This is a genomic window from Neobacillus novalis NBRC 102450, assembly GCF_001591805.1.
GTDB classification, from domain to species: domain Bacteria; phylum Bacillota; class Bacilli; order Bacillales; family Cytobacillaceae; genus Neobacillus; species Neobacillus novalis.
Genome location: NZ_BCVP01000004.1, coordinates 63,740 through 81,605 on the forward strand (window position 1 = coordinate 63,740; position 17,866 = coordinate 81,605).

At 40.9% G+C, this 17,866-nt stretch carries 20 protein-coding genes and 1 riboswitch; of the genes, 8 read left to right on the plus strand and 12 right to left on the minus strand.

Annotated features, from left to right (window positions below):
- Positions 1–13 precede the first annotated feature (13 nt).
- From BANVL01_RS02570 to BANVL01_RS02585, 4 genes are all read right to left on the minus strand, one after another.
- Positions 14–397 carry a TadE/TadG family type IV pilus assembly protein gene (locus tag BANVL01_RS02570; RefSeq protein ID WP_066084255.1) on the minus strand — a complete coding sequence of 128 codons (384 nt, stop codon included), beginning with the start codon at positions 395–397 and terminating at the stop codon, positions 14–16.
- Positions 394–891, minus strand: coding sequence for an A24 family peptidase (locus BANVL01_RS02575; protein ID WP_066084254.1), 498 nt, complete (start codon positions 889–891; stop codon positions 394–396). The genes BANVL01_RS02570 and BANVL01_RS02575 overlap by 4 nt, the downstream gene beginning before the upstream one ends.
- Before the next feature lie 120 nt (positions 892–1,011).
- Positions 1,012–1,188, minus strand: a complete 177-nt coding sequence (locus BANVL01_RS02580) for a Flp family type IVb pilin (RefSeq protein ID WP_066084251.1) — start codon at positions 1,186–1,188, stop codon at positions 1,012–1,014.
- Between the two features lie 16 nt (positions 1,189–1,204).
- On the minus strand, positions 1,205–1,546 hold the full coding sequence (locus BANVL01_RS02585; protein WP_066084248.1) for a DUF192 domain-containing protein: 342 nt from the start codon (positions 1,544–1,546) through the stop codon (positions 1,205–1,207).
- 134 nt (positions 1,547–1,680) lie between these two features.
- Positions 1,681–1,767: riboswitch (cyclic di-GMP riboswitch) on the minus strand.
- 283 nt (positions 1,768–2,050) lie between these two features.
- Here BANVL01_RS02585 and BANVL01_RS02590 point away from each other — a divergent pair.
- The 6 genes from BANVL01_RS02590 to BANVL01_RS02615 all read left to right on the plus strand — a co-directional run bounded on the left by BANVL01_RS02590 (position 2,051) and on the right by BANVL01_RS02615 (position 4,156).
- Complete coding sequence (locus BANVL01_RS02590; RefSeq protein ID WP_066084246.1) at positions 2,051–2,272, plus strand: spore germination protein; 222 nt, start codon at positions 2,051–2,053, stop codon at positions 2,270–2,272.
- Between the two features lie 17 nt (positions 2,273–2,289).
- Positions 2,290–2,529 carry a spore germination protein GerPB gene (locus BANVL01_RS02595; protein ID WP_066084239.1) on the plus strand — a complete coding sequence of 80 codons (240 nt, stop codon included), beginning with the start codon at positions 2,290–2,292 and terminating at the stop codon, positions 2,527–2,529.
- Positions 2,530–2,686: 157 nt separating this feature from the next.
- Positions 2,687–3,304 (plus strand): spore germination protein GerPC, encoded by a 618-nt coding sequence (gene gerPC / locus BANVL01_RS02600; protein WP_066084234.1) that lies wholly within the window; start codon positions 2,687–2,689, stop codon positions 3,302–3,304.
- Complete coding sequence (locus BANVL01_RS02605) at positions 3,301–3,507, plus strand: spore germination protein GerPD (protein ID WP_066084232.1); 207 nt, start codon at positions 3,301–3,303, stop codon at positions 3,505–3,507. Before gerPC ends, BANVL01_RS02605 begins: the two co-directional genes overlap by 4 nt.
- On the plus strand, positions 3,488–3,877 hold the full coding sequence (locus BANVL01_RS02610; protein WP_066084229.1) for a spore germination protein GerPE: 390 nt from the start codon (positions 3,488–3,490) through the stop codon (positions 3,875–3,877). Before BANVL01_RS02605 ends, BANVL01_RS02610 begins: the two co-directional genes overlap by 20 nt.
- Positions 3,878–3,937: 60 nt before the next feature.
- Positions 3,938–4,156: a spore germination protein gene (locus BANVL01_RS02615; protein ID WP_066084226.1), complete on the plus strand. Its 219-nt coding sequence runs from the start codon at positions 3,938–3,940 to the stop codon at positions 4,154–4,156.
- Between the two features lie 43 nt (positions 4,157–4,199).
- Here the strand turns inward: BANVL01_RS02615 and addA are convergent, their stop codons facing one another.
- From addA to BANVL01_RS02640, 5 genes are all read right to left on the minus strand, one after another.
- A complete protein-coding gene (gene addA / locus BANVL01_RS02620) occupies positions 4,200–7,982 on the minus strand; it encodes a helicase-exonuclease AddAB subunit AddA (RefSeq protein WP_066084223.1) in 3,783 nt (1,260 codons plus the stop codon).
- Positions 7,975–11,448, minus strand: a complete 3,474-nt coding sequence (gene addB / locus BANVL01_RS02625; protein ID WP_066084219.1) for a helicase-exonuclease AddAB subunit AddB — start codon at positions 11,446–11,448, stop codon at positions 7,975–7,977. The genes addA and addB overlap by 8 nt, the downstream gene beginning before the upstream one ends.
- 160 nt (positions 11,449–11,608) lie before the next feature.
- Positions 11,609–12,163: a signal peptidase I gene (gene lepB, locus BANVL01_RS02630; RefSeq protein WP_066084216.1), complete on the minus strand. Its 555-nt coding sequence runs from the start codon at positions 12,161–12,163 to the stop codon at positions 11,609–11,611.
- Positions 12,153–12,818 (minus strand): TVP38/TMEM64 family protein, encoded by a 666-nt coding sequence (locus tag BANVL01_RS02635; protein WP_066084213.1) that lies wholly within the window; start codon positions 12,816–12,818, stop codon positions 12,153–12,155. The genes lepB and BANVL01_RS02635 overlap by 11 nt, the downstream gene beginning before the upstream one ends.
- Before the next feature lie 41 nt (positions 12,819–12,859).
- Positions 12,860–13,804 (minus strand): LCP family protein, encoded by a 945-nt coding sequence (locus BANVL01_RS02640; protein ID WP_066084211.1) that lies wholly within the window; start codon positions 13,802–13,804, stop codon positions 12,860–12,862.
- A 271-nt stretch (positions 13,805–14,075) separates the two neighbouring features.
- Here BANVL01_RS02640 and BANVL01_RS02645 point away from each other — a divergent pair, with 271 nt between their 5' ends.
- Positions 14,076–14,441, plus strand: a complete 366-nt coding sequence (locus BANVL01_RS02645) for a YhjD family protein (protein WP_066084208.1) — start codon at positions 14,076–14,078, stop codon at positions 14,439–14,441.
- An 18-nt stretch (positions 14,442–14,459) separates the two neighbouring features.
- Here the strand turns inward: BANVL01_RS02645 and BANVL01_RS02650 are convergent, their stop codons facing one another.
- Positions 14,460–15,035 carry a competence protein ComK gene (locus BANVL01_RS02650; protein WP_066147691.1) on the minus strand — a complete coding sequence of 192 codons (576 nt, stop codon included), beginning with the start codon at positions 15,033–15,035 and terminating at the stop codon, positions 14,460–14,462.
- Between the two features lie 193 nt (positions 15,036–15,228).
- Between BANVL01_RS02650 and BANVL01_RS02655 the strand changes: the two genes are divergently transcribed.
- Positions 15,229–15,465 (plus strand): IDEAL domain-containing protein, encoded by a 237-nt coding sequence (locus BANVL01_RS02655; protein ID WP_066084201.1) that lies wholly within the window; start codon positions 15,229–15,231, stop codon positions 15,463–15,465.
- Between the two features lie 87 nt (positions 15,466–15,552).
- On the opposite strand, the gene BANVL01_RS02660 is transcribed toward BANVL01_RS02655, so the two are convergent.
- Both BANVL01_RS02660 and BANVL01_RS02665 read right to left on the minus strand, forming a co-directional pair.
- On the minus strand, positions 15,553–16,827 hold the full coding sequence (locus tag BANVL01_RS02660; RefSeq protein ID WP_066084198.1) for a M48 family metallopeptidase: 1,275 nt from the start codon (positions 16,825–16,827) through the stop codon (positions 15,553–15,555).
- A gap of 250 nt (positions 16,828–17,077) precedes the next feature.
- The gene (locus tag BANVL01_RS02665) at positions 17,078–17,854 is read right to left on the minus strand and encodes an enoyl-CoA hydratase-related protein (protein WP_066084195.1); all 777 of its coding nucleotides are present in this window, start codon (positions 17,852–17,854) and stop codon (positions 17,078–17,080) included.
- Positions 17,855–17,866: the final 12 nt, after the last annotated feature.

Genomic DNA, 17,866 nt, shown 5'->3' on the forward strand with positions numbered 1-17,866 from the left:
GTTCCTTCACCCCTTATTCGACGCGAATCGTGGAATCGGAAGCAATTGCAAACTTGGAGGGAAATAACTTAGAAATAAAAGGTGTATAAAATTGAAATGGATAGCTTAGTTTCACGGTGACATAGTCGCCCGAGTGCCGTAATGTATCCTTTGGCGTGATTTCCACCTGCAATTTTGCCGGGTCGCCAAGGTGAACATATTTGCGTGCAAAGGTTGAAATCGCTGGATCCTTTTCACCCAGCCCGCCAAGCCGGACTGATTCCTCTGCAGCCATATGAAGATGTGCATAGGAGTAAGTCACCCTGCCAAAATCAAGAATACCAATCAAAATCAATAAAAAAATTGGCAGTAACAGAGCTGTTTCTACCATCGATTGGCCGCGCTCATCCCGTCTCATACTGAAAGCACCCCAGGAAAAAAGATTTGTAATACTGCACCTGCTGCAATCGCCACACCGTATGGAAAGGTTGTTTTATCTTCAAAAAGAGAAAGCCGAACTCCATGTCTGAGACCTTGAAAAAAGTACAGGATTCGTGTCATGAAGCCTTTTCGAAATAGGAGGACAAAAATAGCGATAATCCCACCTGCTAACGCCATATAAATGGAGGCCATTAATACAAAGCCAATCCCTTTTATGCCGCCAATAACCGCAAGAAGCTTTACATCACCAGCACCCATGCCACCAAGAAGATAGGGGATTAATAGAACGCCTAAACCAACCGCTGTACCAAGCAATGCCCCTGTCATTCCGTGCAGCCCCCCGGTAACAGCGTGAAGAATCCATGCCGCTAATAAAAAGGGAAATAATACTGCATTATAGATTTTCCGTTCTTTAAGATCCGTAATAACGCAGATAATTAAAAGCAGGATTAATAAGTAATTACTCCACAAACTATTTCTCTCCTTTCCAGAAAAGCTCTCATGGCTTAATCGGCACTATTTGCAAGAAAAAAGCCTCACGTTTGCACTAAAACGCAAGGCTATGAAGCATGAATAGATAATAAATATCCTCTATTTTGTTGCTTCAGTTAATGCTTCCTGAGCTTTAGTGAACAATCCTGTGATTTGTCCACGCATTGCAATAAGTATTGTTACAACCCCAACGGCAATAACACCTAACACTAACCCATACTCAGTCATCCCTTGTCCTTGTTCTTCCGTTAATAAAGCTTTCATTTTTTTCATCATTTGTAAAAACCCCTTTTCATTTAGTAGTTAGATAATTTCCGATTTTCGTTCCTGTTTCGCGTATCGTTCCTGCAGGCAGTTCCAATACGGACTTTGCTTTTCTGTGAAACTTCCCAACTTTTGCAGGCTTTACCGTTTCGTCCAAGCCGACAATTTCAAACTCTTTGCTTAAGTAAATAACATCGATGGAATAGTTCATGAAGTAGGTATGAATGGATTGGCAGGGTTGGATTAACAAGCCGTGTCCTGCTGGTAAGCTTTTCGAAAACATCAGCCCTTTTAATCGTTTAAAATAGGTGTCCGCTGCTGTAACCTGGCTGGCCAGTTCCGCTCCGTTTGACAGATTCACGACTTTCACTGATTTTCACCCCCGGAAAATAGAAATAACCCCGCCTTTACCGAAAGGGGGGTTAATAAACATAGAACATCAATGAACACATAGGCATACACCCATGCAGACAACAGAATATCTAATATGAAACACCCTGATCTTTCGGTAACTGGCTGGCGTAGTGCTTTCGCACCTTAGCCCCTGTAGCTTTGCGTCACTGATTTTCATCAGCTTTGCCTTTATCGAGATTCAGTGTTTATTTTTCCGACTGATCTCTTACTCACATAATAGTACGTTTTAACCGTATCGAATATCCTACTAATTTCTCATTTTACGTCGAAAGTAATAGGTAATTAGGTCTATTTTATATTCATACCCTAACAAATTTCGTGATGGGTGCGAATATAAGTATTTTCCCAGATAGTAATGGTAATTTTTTCTGGGAATTTCCAACTAAATTAGGCTTTCCTATCACATTACAATCGCCCATACATAGAATGTAAAGAGAAATAATCATAAAGGGTGTTGTTCATGCCAGCGATTGTTGGAGTTGCACAGGTCATTACTCTTGGGAATAGTTCTGTTTTTCACATTGGCGATGTCTATAAAATAATGCCATTTGCTACGGCTAAAACATTCTCAGGAGCTGGTTCCTTTAACACAGGTGATCAAGTAGATGTTAACAATAGATTAAGTTCAACGAATACTTCAGATCCGGATGTTATTGATCAAAATAATTTCCTTAATATGTAATGAACGGGTGGTCTTTCATGAATTTTTATATCCAGCAGTCCATTCAGATACATTCCATAAAAATTGGCGGGATTACCAATTCCTCTGTCCTGCAAATCGGGAGTGCTGGAATCATAAAGCCTAGTGCCCATCTATACAATACGGGGGGCTTCACAAAACCGGCGCCAGCAGGAATAAAACCAGGAGGACAAATCGTGGGTGAAATTCAGGAGCAATTATTAGCACCTTCAGTACCATTGCAAGCCCCAGTCAGATAAGAACAAAAAGCGTAAGCGCCTTGGTCAGCCCCTCTCCCAGACAATTAGAAAACCTTGTCCGTCTTATGAACTTGTGGAAAATCAGCAAATCAAAATGGGTTGCTGCATATAGTTAGAACACAAGCAGAAAAGGCGATTCGCAGACGAGGTGATTTACGTGTATCAGGATGTTTACCAATACCTTCAATGGCTGCAGATGTGTATTCAAGCACAAGAAAAGAGGATTGCGGTTTTAGAACAAACTATTCAAAAGTTACAGAGTGAGTTGAAACAAGTAAGGGAAAAGCCAACCATTCATGTAGATACAATTGAATATAAATTTGATCAATTGAAGGTCGAGACCCTTGAAGGTACTCTAAATATTGGCTTAAATCCTAACGACATGTCCGGAATAGAGGACTTTTCCGTCCAAAATCAATCATTAAAAACCCCATTTTCCCCTAAAGATCAAATGCGATTATCAATGGAAATTGAAGAGACCATTCATGAATATTTAGAAACTGACTTACCACTAATCATTGCTGATACGCAAAGGAACTTGGCCATACCGCCAAATGAATCCTATTTATCCTTTATTAAGGAAGATATCATCAAACAACTTCCAAACAGGATTAACTATCATCTAACAGCGAATACAGCCAATGCACATTCCGCTAATCAGACCATACCCATTGAGAAAAGAGTCATTGAAGCAATAAAACAGGAAATTCAAAATGGTGTCCTAGCCTTTTTAAATAATTTACCTGAGAATGTGAAAGGAATGAAGATGGAATGAACTTTGAAGTTTATAACCGCGTTCTCCATGTCGATCATATTAAAATCACAGCTGTGGCGAGCTCCTCAGTATTTATGATTGGAGATACGGAAACCATTCAACTGACATCTGCGTTTGACACACCGCCAGAGTCATTAATAATTGGGCCATTTGTCCCGTTAGAACGGGATGTGACCCCTGGTTATGCTAACCCGAACATCTAGTGTCGACAGCCTGCAAGTAAAGCAGGTAGCATTCTGCTCCGTTATTCAGTTAGGAGATTCATGTATCCTTAATGGATTCTCGAGAGCACTTGCAGTGCAAAGGGAAGCAGAAATATTCTTCGGGGACGAAGGAAACTTTCCTTCCTATCCAGTATTTAAAAAGCCACTGCCATTGCCGCCAATCACTGAAAAAATTTCTATCGTACGACATAATCTAAATCCGATTATAAAAGTTAATAAGATTAATGTCATTGCCGTTTCTTCTTCATCGATTTTACATGTTGGCAACAGTCAAACAGTATCGATGGAGGTAAGAGTAAAGCATATACGCCAGCTTTTGCCAGAAGGTCATGAACAGGACATGAGATAATCTCATATGTTACTGTAAATTAATTTACTAGGTAGTTCAAAATTGTAAAGGATGTTTTTCATGCCAGCGATAATTGGTCCAGTTCAAATTGTTAATGTGGGCGGAGGAATTATTCAATTCGGGGATACCGTTTATATCTCTCCAAAGAGCAGCACAAAAACCTTTGCCGGCTCTGGAGGATTTAATACCGGCGGCTTAATTGTCACGAATAATGGGTTAAGTGGTACAAATACGCTTGATACGAATTTAATTGACCAGCCAATTGCAGGGAACAATTAAAAAATGACATAAACCTAACTGGTCTATGTCATTTTTTTAATTTTTACTCCACTTTTAAAATATGGGCCCCATCAAAGAAAAATAAATATCTTTCCGTAACTTTTCGGTTCCAAATTTGTTGGATGGCCTTTGTATATAAATTAATCTGGAGCCTGTACCTATCTTCAAGGATTGGTTTGGCTTGGTCAACACCGCCTTTGTAACGGCCTGTTATTCCATCTGATTTATAATCAATCAATACTAGACCCTTTTCATCCTCAAGAATGCAGTCAATTATCCCTTGGACAAAAACCGATTCGTCTTCCCCTTTCCAATCTGGGTAAACTTCATGGGCAGGTAACGAAAGGGTAAACGGAATCTCCCGATGGATGGCTTTAGCTTGAAAATATCTTTGCCCTAAATGGGAGTTGAAAAATTGAACAATCAATTTGCTGTCAATGACTTCAGCCTGCTCAGGGGTTAACAATTCATTTTGGACCATCCAAATTACCTGTGCGTTAATCGTTTCTGCACTAACTCTCTTTGTCAAATCAACATGCTGCATCACCATATGCATGGCTGTTCCCCGCTCAGCAGGGCTTAAAGATTTCTCCTGCATAAACTTGGGCCGTTTGCTGATTGACTTTTTAAAGCTGCGAACTAGCTCGGTACCACTTTGCTCGTCAGCCATTTCCCTTTGGCGCTTAATTTCAGAAACCGATTGTTTGGAGCGGTGGACTGCAGCACTTGAAAAGGCATAGTCCCATGTCAGCCGATCCTTTATTTCAGCGGCGAAAACAGATGCCGCTGGGACTGATTGTCCTTTTTCGACCCGCTCCAAGAATTGATCGTCTTCCTCTTTTAACGCCATTTCTTGTTTTTGGATTTCTTCTGCATTCATTAAGGAAATTTTCCAGGAGGATGGATGTCTAGTGATTTCTTCCGGAACAAACATATTGGTCTCTCCTGTCACCCTTAAATCGGCGCAATCGTGATGACGAATAAGCGCTCTTCCAACCCAATCGCTATAACTCATTGCCGACGCTCGCTCATGATCCTTTAACAGCCATTCTGTATTAGATGAAACATCATTCCACTGGTCGATTTTTTTCCCTGCATCCTTTAGTGTTGCTATCATGTAAAGCTTTTCTTTAGCCCTTGTCATGGCCACATATAAAACGCGCATTTCCTCGGCAAGCATTTCCATTTTCTTCTTTCGCTTAAAAGCAAGCTGCGGCAGCGATGGATAGGAAATTCGCTTTTCTGCATTTACATACTTTGCCGCAAATCCGTACTCTTTATCGAGCATATATGGTTTACGAATATCAGCCATATTAAAGTTCCTCGCCATTCCCGCGATAAACACAATCGGAAATTCAAGTCCTTTACTACTATGAATGGTCATAATCCGGACTACATCCTCCTGCTCGCCAAGTGCCCTTGCTGCCCCGAGGTCATCTCCTCTTTCGGTCATCCGCTCAATAAAGCGTAAAAATCGAAACAGTCCGCGGAATGAGGTTTGTTCATATTGCCGCGCCCGGTCATACAAGGCTCTTAAGTTGGCCTGGCGCTGCTTCCCGCCTGGCAGTCCGCCGGCAAAATCATAGAATTGTGTATCCCGGTAAAGCTGCCAAATAAGCTCAGACAGCGCCCCTTGACGTGCAATGCCCCGCCACTCTTTAAGTAAGTCATAAAACTGGCGGACCTTTTCATAAAAAACCTGTGTAGTTTCGGCCTCCTTACTCCTGCAAAAGGCAGAAACCGCCTCCCAAAACGAGCCTCGTTTTTGATGGATGCGAATTTTTGCCAGTTCCTCCTCGTTCAAACCAACGATAGGTGAACGTAGTACAGACGCTAACGGAATGTCCTGGAAGGGATTATCAATAACCCGAAGCAACGCCATCATTACTGCCACTTCCGTAGCTTCAAAATAACCAGTTGATAGGTTCGCATATATCGGAATTCCTTGCTGCTTGAACTCTTCCATGATTTGCGGCGCCCACGTCATCGAACGAAGCAGAATCACCACATCCCGATACATCATCGGCCTGCTGGTCTTCGTTTTCGCATTATAAATTGGTGCTCCCTTTGCAGCCAGTTCTTTAATTTTCGCCGCCATTACTCTTGCTTCTAATTGAGACTGTTCAAGATCAGCTGCATCAAACTCGCCATGCGGCTCCGCTTCCGAATCTGTTTCACTGTCTGATTGTGTCTCCTTTATTTCAGCCTTTTGATCAATCAGGATGAGCTCTACTGGAAACTGCTCATCCTCTGGATATGGTGCACCATTTCGTAATTCGGCCGCCTCATCGTAGTCAATTTCCCCGACCTTGATCCCCATGATTTGTTTGAATAAATAATTTGTGCCATCGAGAACTTCTTTGCGGCTTCTGAAATTACGGGCTAAATCGATTCGGAGTCCCGCTGCCTCGCCATCCACCCTAAAGCGGCCATACTTTCCTAAAAAAAGATTGGGCTCAGCTAAACGGAAACGATAGATAGATTGCTTGACATCTCCAACCATGAACAGGTTTCCATTCTGCTCTTCTTCTTTTGTTACCAACCGTAAAATCGTTTCCTGCACCATATTTACGTCCTGATACTCATCACAATATACCTCGTTAAAGTGCTTTTTATATGCAAGTGCTGCTTCCGATGGCAGAAATTCTCCTTCAGCAGAAATTTCTTCTGCCAATATGTCCAAACAGTAATGCTCTAAATCTGAGTAGTCAACAAGCCCTTTTTCTCTTTTTACCTTTTCAAAACGGACGGAAAATTCTTTGACAAGATGGACAAGTGTTTCGACTAATGGGCGCATCTCTGCCAAATCCCGTAAAAAGCTTTCAGGTTTTCGGGTAAAGAGTTCATCCTTAATGTCTTGGATTTTTTTCTTTGCTTTATCGCGGAGCTTTTGAGCTTTCTCAGATAATTCTTTATCATACTGATCCTTCTTCAGCGGTTTCGCCCTTGAAAAAGACCAGGTTTGCATCGCTTGATAAAGCGTCGCCCAAGAGTCCCGCTGTGCCATTATTAATGTATCAATGACTTCTATGTCATCCAAAAAATTTTCCGCTCTTGGTGCCGGTCCGTTTGGAAGCTTCGTTACCTCTAAACCTCTAGTAATCATTTCCTTAGCGGCTTCAAGCTGTAATTTTACATCAAATAGAAGCGACTGAATAAAGGGAAGTTCCTCTACTTTTGTCATTTCCCCCACATCATACATCGATACAACTTCATGTAAATACTGGTCTGGCAGCGGGCTCGAACGAGCAAAATCGTAGATTGAACGAACGATATCTTGCACGGCAGCATCGCTTCGATCACTGGTAAACGAATCTACTAAGTTGAAAAATGACTCATTATCTTTTTTTCCATATTCCTCTTCAAATAACTCGTCGATTACTTCATCTCTGATTAACTGCGCCTCTGTTTCATCGGCGATGCGGAATCCGGGATCAACGTCGATTAAGTAATAATATTTACGAATGACCTCCATACAAAAGGAGTGAAGCGTTGAAATTGCTGCTTTATTCAATAAGCTAAGCTGTTTTCTTAAATGCCGGGATCCAGGATCTTGATCAATGGCCTTTTCTAATGCTTCACCAATTCGGTGGCGCATTTCTGCTGCTGAAGCGTTCGTAAATGTCACGACTAACAGTTCATCAACATCAATCGGGGCTTCAACTGAAAGAATCTTTTGGATGATCCGCTCTACAAGGACAGCCGTTTTTCCCGAACCTGCAGCCGCAGCGACAAGGATATCTTTATCCCTTGCCATAATCGCTTTCCATTGGTCGTCTGTCCAATTGACACCTTCCGGCATGGGCGGAATGACGAAATTACTCATTTTCGCTTACCTCACTTCTAATTCGCTCCAAAACAACTTCCTTCGATTGCGGAGTGAGAATCCTGAATTGATTATTTTCAAGTGATTCGTCAAATTGACATACTGATTTATAGGCACAAAACTTACATGGTGTTTTGTCCTTCAGCTTATAAGGTGTAATGCCAACTTGACCCTCGATAATCGCATTACCTGTTTTTTGATATAAATTACGGACATAGTGTCTTAGATCAGCAAATTCATCCATACTTGCGACTTTTGACTTCTTCGATAAATTTCCATCTTTCTTTATTCCGGCAGCAATAATGTGCGAATCTCCGGATTCCAGCGATTGATCCATGAGCTGAATGACATTTTGATCGCTTAGTATCAGCCCATTCATTTTAAACTTTTTCATCATTTCGTTTTCAATTTCATCATTTGTCAGCATTTTGGACGCGTTGATAAATGGATTATGGACGTGGAAATAAAGAACTCCTGCCGGGCTTGCTTTCATTTCCACTAATTCGTTGGAATGAGTGACGACAATATCAAGATAGGTTAACATTTGCAATGCAAGCCCATAATACACTTCACTTAAATTGACATCCTTTTCACTTGATTTATAATCGATGACCCGTAAATAAACACTGTCGTCTTCAGCTTTCGCTTGATCGACTCTGTCAATCCTCCCGGCCAATTCCATTCTCTTGCCATTCTTCAATGTGAAGGATAACGGCGGCAGCTTTCCATTAGGTCCAAATCCAAGTTCCAAACCAATTGGCGAGAATCCACTTACCTTTGCATGCTCACTCAAGACGAAGGAGGCACGGGTAATGATTTGCTCTAATTTGCGTTTAATATAATGATGGCGTTCTGAGCTCAGTAATATTTCATGCTGCAGCTTGGGTGCTAATTTCTTTACTGCTTCCTTGGATAGGTCTTCACATTGTTTCCTTGTTAATCCTGCCCAGGACATCTTTTCTTCATTTACAGTATCTGCAATCTGCTTTAAGGCTGCATGAAATAGCTCGCCAATATCAGGTGCCTCTAAGCGGAAAATTTGCCGGTCCCGAAGCTTCAGGCCGTGCTGGGCAAAATGCGAGAAGGCACAGGAGTTATACAATTCCATTCTAGAAACACTTGCTTGGATGGTCTCCCCATATAAGTCATTCGCAATTTCTTCTGAAAGAGGGATGGTCCTGTTGGCATAAAACAGGCTGGAAAATACCTTTTGAGCCTTGTTTTTCCACATACCCTCAAGATAATAGTTATACACATCCCACCACAAATCAGAAATTGGATAGTTTCGCTTTTTCAATTGAAGCTGGGCATTAAGGTAGGACAATGCGGTCGTAAAATTGGATATAAAGCTTAGCTGACCTTTTTCAGGCAGTTCAGCAGGATCTGTCACATAGAAAAGCTCGCTTGCGTCGGGGAACATGTCTTTTAACCGTTTAATATACGAAGAAGGAATTAACGCCTTTCCTTCGTCATTTGCAAGTGGATAACTCACATAAAGTCTATCAGATGGTGCTGTAAAGGCTTTGTAAGCCAGAAAGTTTTCATCAAGCAGGCGGGTGCGGCTGCTTGGTGCGACATGAATCCCGGCAGCTAAAAGCATTTCTCTGTCTTCATCTGCCAATATTCCTTCATCGGAAATCTTTGCAGGCAATATCCCTTCATTGACCCCAGCGACGAAAACAATTTTCATTTCATTTAGCTTTGATTTTTCTAAATCGCCAATCAGAACCTGGTCAAGTGCTGGAGGGATGAGGGAAAAATGTAATGATTCAAATCCTGCCTCTAAGATAGTAGCAAACGATTTTAACGTAATTTGCTCTTCACCAAGTATTTCGACATATTGGTCAAGCAGATCAATGACAGCATTCCAGACCTGTTCGTGCTCACGCATCCGAACAAGATTGCCCTTTTCTTCGGCAGCTGCTTTCCAGTTTTCAAGCTTCTCCGGAATATCTAAGTCTTCTAAATATAAATAAACAGCTTCGCACAGCTTTTGGCCGGAGTCTGCCTTTTTCAAGCGTCTCGACAGCCGCAAAATCGGTGCAGTAATCATTAGCTTTAATTCATTTAATTCTTGTTCAATCGCTTTTTCTGCATCTGTTTGGACATTCGCCCCTAATTCTAGCCCTCGTACGCGCCGATAATTCCAACGATCCTTTTTTGTCCATTTACTCCCGTTGATTCCGTAAGCTAGACAAAAGTTTTCCAGCTTGTCCATCTTCTCACGCATTTTATTAGGATTTTCCTGCAAAGGATATAGCAGGTCTGTTTTGATTGCTCGAAAAACAGGTTCATAGCGCCAGTAAGAATTAATTACTTCAAGACTTGAGCGAATCAATTCGATAAGAGGATGATTCAGCATCGTTCGCTTTTGATCGATAAAATAGGGAATCTGATAATCGGCAAAAACCGGCTCAACGATTTCATGATAATCGCCGCCATTTCTAATTAACAAGGCGATATCTCTGTAGCGGTAACCCTTTGTCCGGACTATTTGACGAATTTCGCGGGCAATCCCTTCAATCTCAGCTCTTCGATTGACAGCTTGAGCAAAATGAATCGCTGTCTCCCCATGAAAGGAAGCTACTGGCCGCGCATCAAATCTTTCCTCTAAATAACGTAAAGAAGGCTGATTCCATTTTTTTTGCTCTTGTAGGATTACCGGTTGATCGATTTCAATGTCCGAGGATTTTGCCAAGTCATAAATGGTGTAACACGTTTCGCTTGCGGCACGGAACAAATCAAGTTCGTCCGGTGCCGACTCGAAGGCCAGACGGTCTGTCGTCATGGCGACGGACACACTTTTACAATGTTTCATTAATTCCACCATCACACGATATTCCTGCGGTGAAAAATGATAAAAACCGTCAATATAGATTTCTGCCTCTTTTAAGGACTCAGAATCTGTAATTTTCTCGGCTAAGAGTCGAAAATAATCTTCTGAATCAATATATTTACCAAAAATCTCATCTTCAAATCGTTGGTAAATAATTTCTAAATCAGTTAATTTATCTTGTAACGCTTTAGAATTTACTGACCCCAATGTCAGCTCTTCGGGTGTGATGCAATACCGTTTAAATTCGGTGATCATTTGTTCTATTTGCTGGACAAAGCCATTTTTATCTGCCGCCCGCTGAAATAGCTTTAACTGTTCTTTCTTTTCGTCAATTATTTTACGTATTAACATACTCATCCCGACACTGCTTAAATGTAAGCGGCTAATCCCGCCTGTTTCCTGCAGAATTCTCCATGCTAACCGGGAAAAACTAAACACCTGCGCTCGAATCATCCCGCCAACGCTTGGGTCTGTTGCTAAGCGATATTCTGATAGAAACGTCATTTGTTCAGGCACGAGATAAATAAGCGGTGTTCCTTCTGGGTTTTCGATTAGCCTTTTTTTTATTTCATCAAGAAACATCGCTGTTTTACCGCTCCCTGACCGCCCAATTACCATTCTTAATGACATCAACTAACCCCGCTTTCCTCTTTCCTGATAAACTATGTATCTCTCATTCTACCATAAAATAAGCACAGATGTTTGGAATGTGGTTTAGAGATTCACTCCAAAATTGGAAAATAACAAGCAAAAAACACGATTTAAATAATCGTGCTTCTTTAGTGAAATGTTAAAAATGAATATTCATTTCATTTAGCGGCCAGTAACGCAAGTCCACTTTTCCAACAACCTGAGCAGTAGCGATGAAGCCGAATTGGCGGCTGTCCCAGCTGCCTAATCGATTATCGCCAAGCACAAATAATTTTCCATCAGGCACCTTATTTTCTCCGGTAAGTTCCTTCAAGCTGAAATCACCCGTTATCTTCATCCCATGTGCCTTTTGTTTATAAACACGTAAGAATGGCTCATCATACTTATGCCCATTAATGTATAACTCATCGTTTCGATATTCAATCTTATCCCCGGGAAGTCCAATAATCCGTTTGACAAAATCTTCTTTCGCATTGGCGTGAAACACAATGACATCAAAGCGATTCAACTCGCCAACTTGGTAACCAAGCTTATTGACAACCAGCTTATTCCCATCCTGCAAGGTCGGCATCATTGATTCGCCTTCTACTACATAGTTGGAAAAGAAAAAGGCCCGAATAAACGCAAAAATAATAATTCCAATTGCGAATGCTTTAACCCATTCCATACCTTCCTTTTTCCATTCAATTTTCATTGAATTTCCTCCGTTTCTCCTTATCTTTGTTTCTATCTATTTCTTCATTATGGTCATTTTCCATAGCCTTATTCATTCTTCCTTCAATTCTTTTGCCAACAAACCAAAGAATGAGAATAATAATGAATACCAAAACGGTTCGGTAGGGCTGAAAAATCAATGAACGAATATCATAACCAATAAAGCTCATCGTAAAAATCATCACCATTTTGCCGATGCACACGGCCAGCATATATTGGGCCGTTCTAATTTTCGAAAGACCAGCCACGATGTTTACGATTGCTGATGGTGTAAATGGAAAACATAGCAGTAAAAAGAGCGGCCCGAATCCATTGCGTTCCACCCAGTCCATCAGCTTTCGGACCTTCGGGTGCTTGGATAAAAAAGTAAATATCCTTTTTTGCCCATATTTCCTAATAAGCATAAAAACCAAAAATGCGCCTAAACACGCTCCTAGCCATGAATATAAAAATCCGAGCCAAAGTCCAAAGGCATTTGCATTGGCCATTACAAATAAAAACAACGGGAGAAACGGTAAAAATGCTTCAATGACGATAAGCACAATACCTGGTATTGGACCTAAGGCTCGATATTCCTGTATGAGACTCATAATATTTTCAAGTGTAAACCAGGCTTTTAATGATTCAATGTACATCCGAATCTCCTTACATTTTTCTTTAGTTTGTTTGAACGATGTTACTGGGTAATAAATTGATGAAGTGCCTCTTTGTTTTTTTCAACATCAATATCCAAAACGGCTCCCTCCCCTTGTATTCGCGGTTCCGTAAAGCTATTTTCGACCGGAATCCTAAGTGTAGCCATGGTGCCTCTATTACTAGAAAGGAAGTCCTTCCCCATAAATAACGCATCCGCAGTATCCATATTTGTATTTACGTATGGGCTGAGGACACCAATTAATTTGGGGAGTTTAGTAATCGTTTGAAATCCGCTCAATTGCTCTCTAATCGCTTTGACAGCCTTTTGCTGACGTTCTACCCTTCCAAAATCACCGATGGCATCATGCCGGAAGCGAACATAGCCAAGCATTTGTGTACCATTCAATCTTTGCAGACCGGGCTCTATCGTCATATAAATATTTTTCTCCATCTTTTTCTCCACATTTATTTCGACGCCATTCGGGAAAGCTTCGTCAATCAACTGGACAAAGCCATCAAAATCGACAATTGCATAATATTGCAGGTCGATATCAAAATTCTGTTTAATCGTCTTCCTCATCAATTCCGGACCACCGCGGGCAAAGGCGGAATTAATTTTATGCTTGCCATGTCCCGGAATTGCCACGTAACTGTCTCTCATAATAGAAGTCAGCTTAAATGTCCCTTTGTCTTCGTTATAATGAGCAATCATAATTGTATCTGCTCTGGCCTTTTCTTTTCCCCGGGCGTCACTGCCAAGCAAGAGGATATTCGTATCCCCATACTGATCTTTCTTCCCTTCAAAAGTGTAGGCCTCATTTGCTTGTTTATTATCATTATTTATTTTTTTTAATGATTGGTTAACCCCTTGTTTAAACTGAAAATAAGCATAGCCAGCAACTGCACCGATTAGTAATAGGCATACAAGCAAAATGGACGTCCATCTTCTCTTTTTCTTAGTATGTTTATGTTTATCTGCCCTCATTATTTACCACCCATTCGCTCTTGATATGAACTCCGCCTATATATGACTGTTTTTTCCTTTTCGTGGATTCTTCATATAATTCATTTTCCCCTATCAAATATCCTTCTATTAATAAAAACTTTCTCATATATTGGTCAAATTTTGCAACAAAGAAAGCTCGTCAATTATCGACGAGCTTCTAGAGGAAAAGTTCTATTGCTTTTAACGATTCTTTTTTGTAAAATTAAATAGGAACATTAGTTCGATACCATAGAAAGGTGCGGGTGGTAAAATGACCAGAATTCCTGAGGATGATCGTGACATTATGGAGAAGGCTATTTATTTACCGATGGTATTAATCGTCTTAAACCGAGATTTATCTGTGGTGGAAAATGCGCCATTTAAATTAAAGAAGCCTTATTTGGATTTAATCGAAGAAGCGATGAAGGATGTGCAGAAGGAACTTTCTGAGGTAAAACAGTATCTTAAAAAGAATAATCTTCAAGTCATTGAAACTAAACGGGACGATGCCTTTACAATGTTCCTGTTTATCTATAAAGGTTATGAAGAAAACCATAATTACTTTAACCCAAGAATTCGCAACAAGGTTCAAGAATTAATGGAGGCGTATTTATTAAAAAAACACCTATCCCGTTAGCGTAAGAAATAAGAGCACTTATTTTGATTTTTTCACATGAAACTCACTATCGTATTGAAGAGTGGTTTCTAATGCCTGCGGCATTTTAGTTCTGCTCGATATATAACTTAGCCTTTTCTCATTATTTTCTATTCTCTGCATAAGTCGTGTTTTTAATAACGAGGTTTTAAACATTTGTGCCTCAATTGTTGAGTACGGAACTGGGAAGCGGTGGGATTGTTTATTATAGAAAATGATTAATGACTCTAGTGGCCCGATACGCTGATAATCCTTCACCTGTTCATAGGCAATCCAAATACACTCCTTGCTACACGGTGATAGTGTAGGGAAAAAGAGGAGATGGTTAAATAATTCAACTACAATCGGAAGCTTTCGTTTATTACCAATTATATTTCGGGAACCCTTTCTCCTGCTTTCATAATCGACTCCAAAATAATTGCAGCTCCTTTTGATAATCTCCAATGGGCTTAACGGAGACAAAAACACATCATCTACTTCGTAAATTTTGGAATAAGTTTTACTTCCGTATTTCACCGGAATAATAAACATTGTACGAGGATTAATCTCATAATCTTCTATTAGTTTTTCCTGCAACACATTCAACTCCTTTTAATGTAATCCACCATATCTTACCACTACTGGTTTCCGATTCCACTCCTTATTTTGAAGTGTTGCGAATTTAGTCACAATTTTATGTCAAGAAAATATTTTTCGGAAAATTATAATTATTTGTTGATATTAAACCAAAGAATCCATATAATTATAAAAAGCATCAGAGGTGATTTTCATGAATGAAAAATCATACACCGAATTAATGAAGCTTGGTGCCATGAAACGCAATCGAATGAAAGAGAACTTCGTCCTAGATTTATACATCGACATGCTCCTATCCGAGATTCAGCTAACGGTTGAAAAAGAAAAATTATTGCGGAAAATTGACTTGGCCATTGACCGTCGGGACAAAAAATTATTTCTCCGTTTATCTGGGCAGCTGAAGGAAATTAATAAACGATTTGGAACGTAACGCACTCCCTCTGAACCGTCGATATGACGGTTTTTCATATGGGAAAAAATAAGGCTAAAGACATCGTGACTGTCTTTAGCCCTGTTTTTATTGTTCATTTCGATGTTCTACCTCGTATTCCTCCAGCTTGGAAATACGGTCAAGCATGGAAGGATGCGTATAACGGAAAAGTTTTACTAATAGCGGCGGGTTCACCTGGCTCAATCCGGAGCGGGTTAATTCTTGAAACGAGGTGATCGCTGCCTCCGGATTTTTGGTCATTTCAATCGCATACCTGTCGGCCCGTGTTTCCTCATAACGGGAAGCCAGATTCATCAACGGGCTTGCCGCAAATAAGAGCATGGACAGTATCATGAAAAATAATGGGAGTGAGCGAATATCCCTTACATCGGCGATTTTCAGTTCCTTGCCAAAACGCCGGGCTGCCCAATTCATTAACCTGTAGGTTAAATAAAGCCCGAGCAGCGAAAGCAGCAGGTAGCCGCCAATCCCGAAATAAATATGTTTCTCAACATAATGGCACATTTCATGGGCCATGATAAATAATATTTGGTTATCTGACAGCCTATTTAGTGTCGTATCCCAAAGGACAATTCGAGCGTTAGAGCCAATCCCCGTTACATAGGCATTTAAAGCGTTTGTTTTATTGGCCATATTTACTTCAAACACATGCTTCGCAGGAATCTCCGCCTTGTCCGCAAGTGTTAGAATTTTCGTTTCCAGCTCTTTATTTGTTAAAGGATAAAAATCATTGTGTAACGGGTCGATGACAACCGGCTGCAGAAACATAATAAATAAGGTAAAAGGAATCGATAGAATCCAGCCATAAAGCCACCAGCGCTTTTGACTTTTCTTCATCAGCCAGTATAAAACTGGGACGATAATTAACCACGTCCCATAGTTAATCCAAAAGTCAATCAACTCGTCCTTCATCCATGAGCCAAAGGTTTGCGTTGAAATATGATACGTTTTCGATAAAGAATAACTGATGTAGTTTAAAGGAAATGTCGCTACAAAGGCAAAAAAGGATAGCCAGGCCAGATAGACAGCTGTTTGCAGCAGCCTATACTTAGAAGTGTCTTCAGCCCAGCGTTTAAATGCCTTTGAGAATCCAAATAATAATATAAGAAAATAGAAAAGCCATTCGAATGGAGTCGATAAGAAAAACAATAGGTTTCTGATTTTCGAATAATCCTCGCTCAAGCTTAGCTCTCTTCCATTAAGAAAAGTTGATGGGTCGGCTTTTGATCCCTCATATTCAAATGGCAGTTTCGTATCGGCGAAATAAAATAAGTACCAATAAAAAAATAATCCATATAGGACAAAGGCCAAAACCGCATAGACCCCCATTTTTCTTACCATGATTTGTCCCCCTTTGTTGTACAGCCTCTCTATACTTAGTTTAGTACAAAAGCGATAAATTAGAACAAGCCATTTACAAAAAGTGCAAGCGCCCTGTTCAGCGGCGTATGGCCTGGAGCGCTCCAACTGAGATAAAGGAAACACGAAGAGCGGAGCGATTCGATGTTGACTTATCGTAGGGCGGAGAGCGAAGGACACTAGCCGCTAGGGCGCTGGAGCTGGATTAAAAAAACATGGCAGCCGCCATGTTTTATTTCCCTTTAAAAACTGGTTTTCTTTTTTCGGAAAAAGCTTGTAAGGCCTCGACGCGGTCTTCAGTCGGGAGCGTTACCTCGTAAGCCTTGCGTTCAATCTGAAGCCCTGTATTTAAGTCGGCATTCATCCCACTTTTTATCGCAAACTTTGCTTGCTGGAGCGCAATTGGTCCATTTGCAAGCAATTGTCTGCCAAACGATAGGCTCTCATTTACTAAATTTATTCGCTCTACAACTTTCGTAAGAAGCCCATAGTTGAAAGCCTCATCCGCTGTCAGCCGTCGTGCGGTCAGGATGAGCTCTAGCGCCCTAGCCTGACCGACTAGCCTCGGAAGCCGCTGCGTTCCCCCGGCACCTGGAATAATGGCAAGGCTCGTTTCGGTTAGACCCATTAATGCTTCTTTTGCCGCAAAGCGAAAATCGCAGGCCAAGGCCAGCTCCATTCCGCCTCCGAAGGCAAAGCCATTAATGGCCGCAATCGTTGGCTGCGGAAGCTGATCAATGGCATTGAAAACCTCATTGATTTTAAACAAGTTTCGCTTCACTTGCTCATCTGTAAGGTTTTTCCGTTCTTTTAAATCGGCACCAACGCTAAAGGCCTTTTCGCCTGCTCCAATAAAGAGAACAACGCGAATTTCTGGATTGATGCGAATTTGCTCCACTTTGCTTTGTAATTCAAGTAATGTCTCATAATTAAAGGCATTTAGTGCTTCGGCCCGATTAATGGTAACTACCGCTGCATGATTTTCTACTTCAAGTAAAATTTGCTCCAACTTTTTTCACCC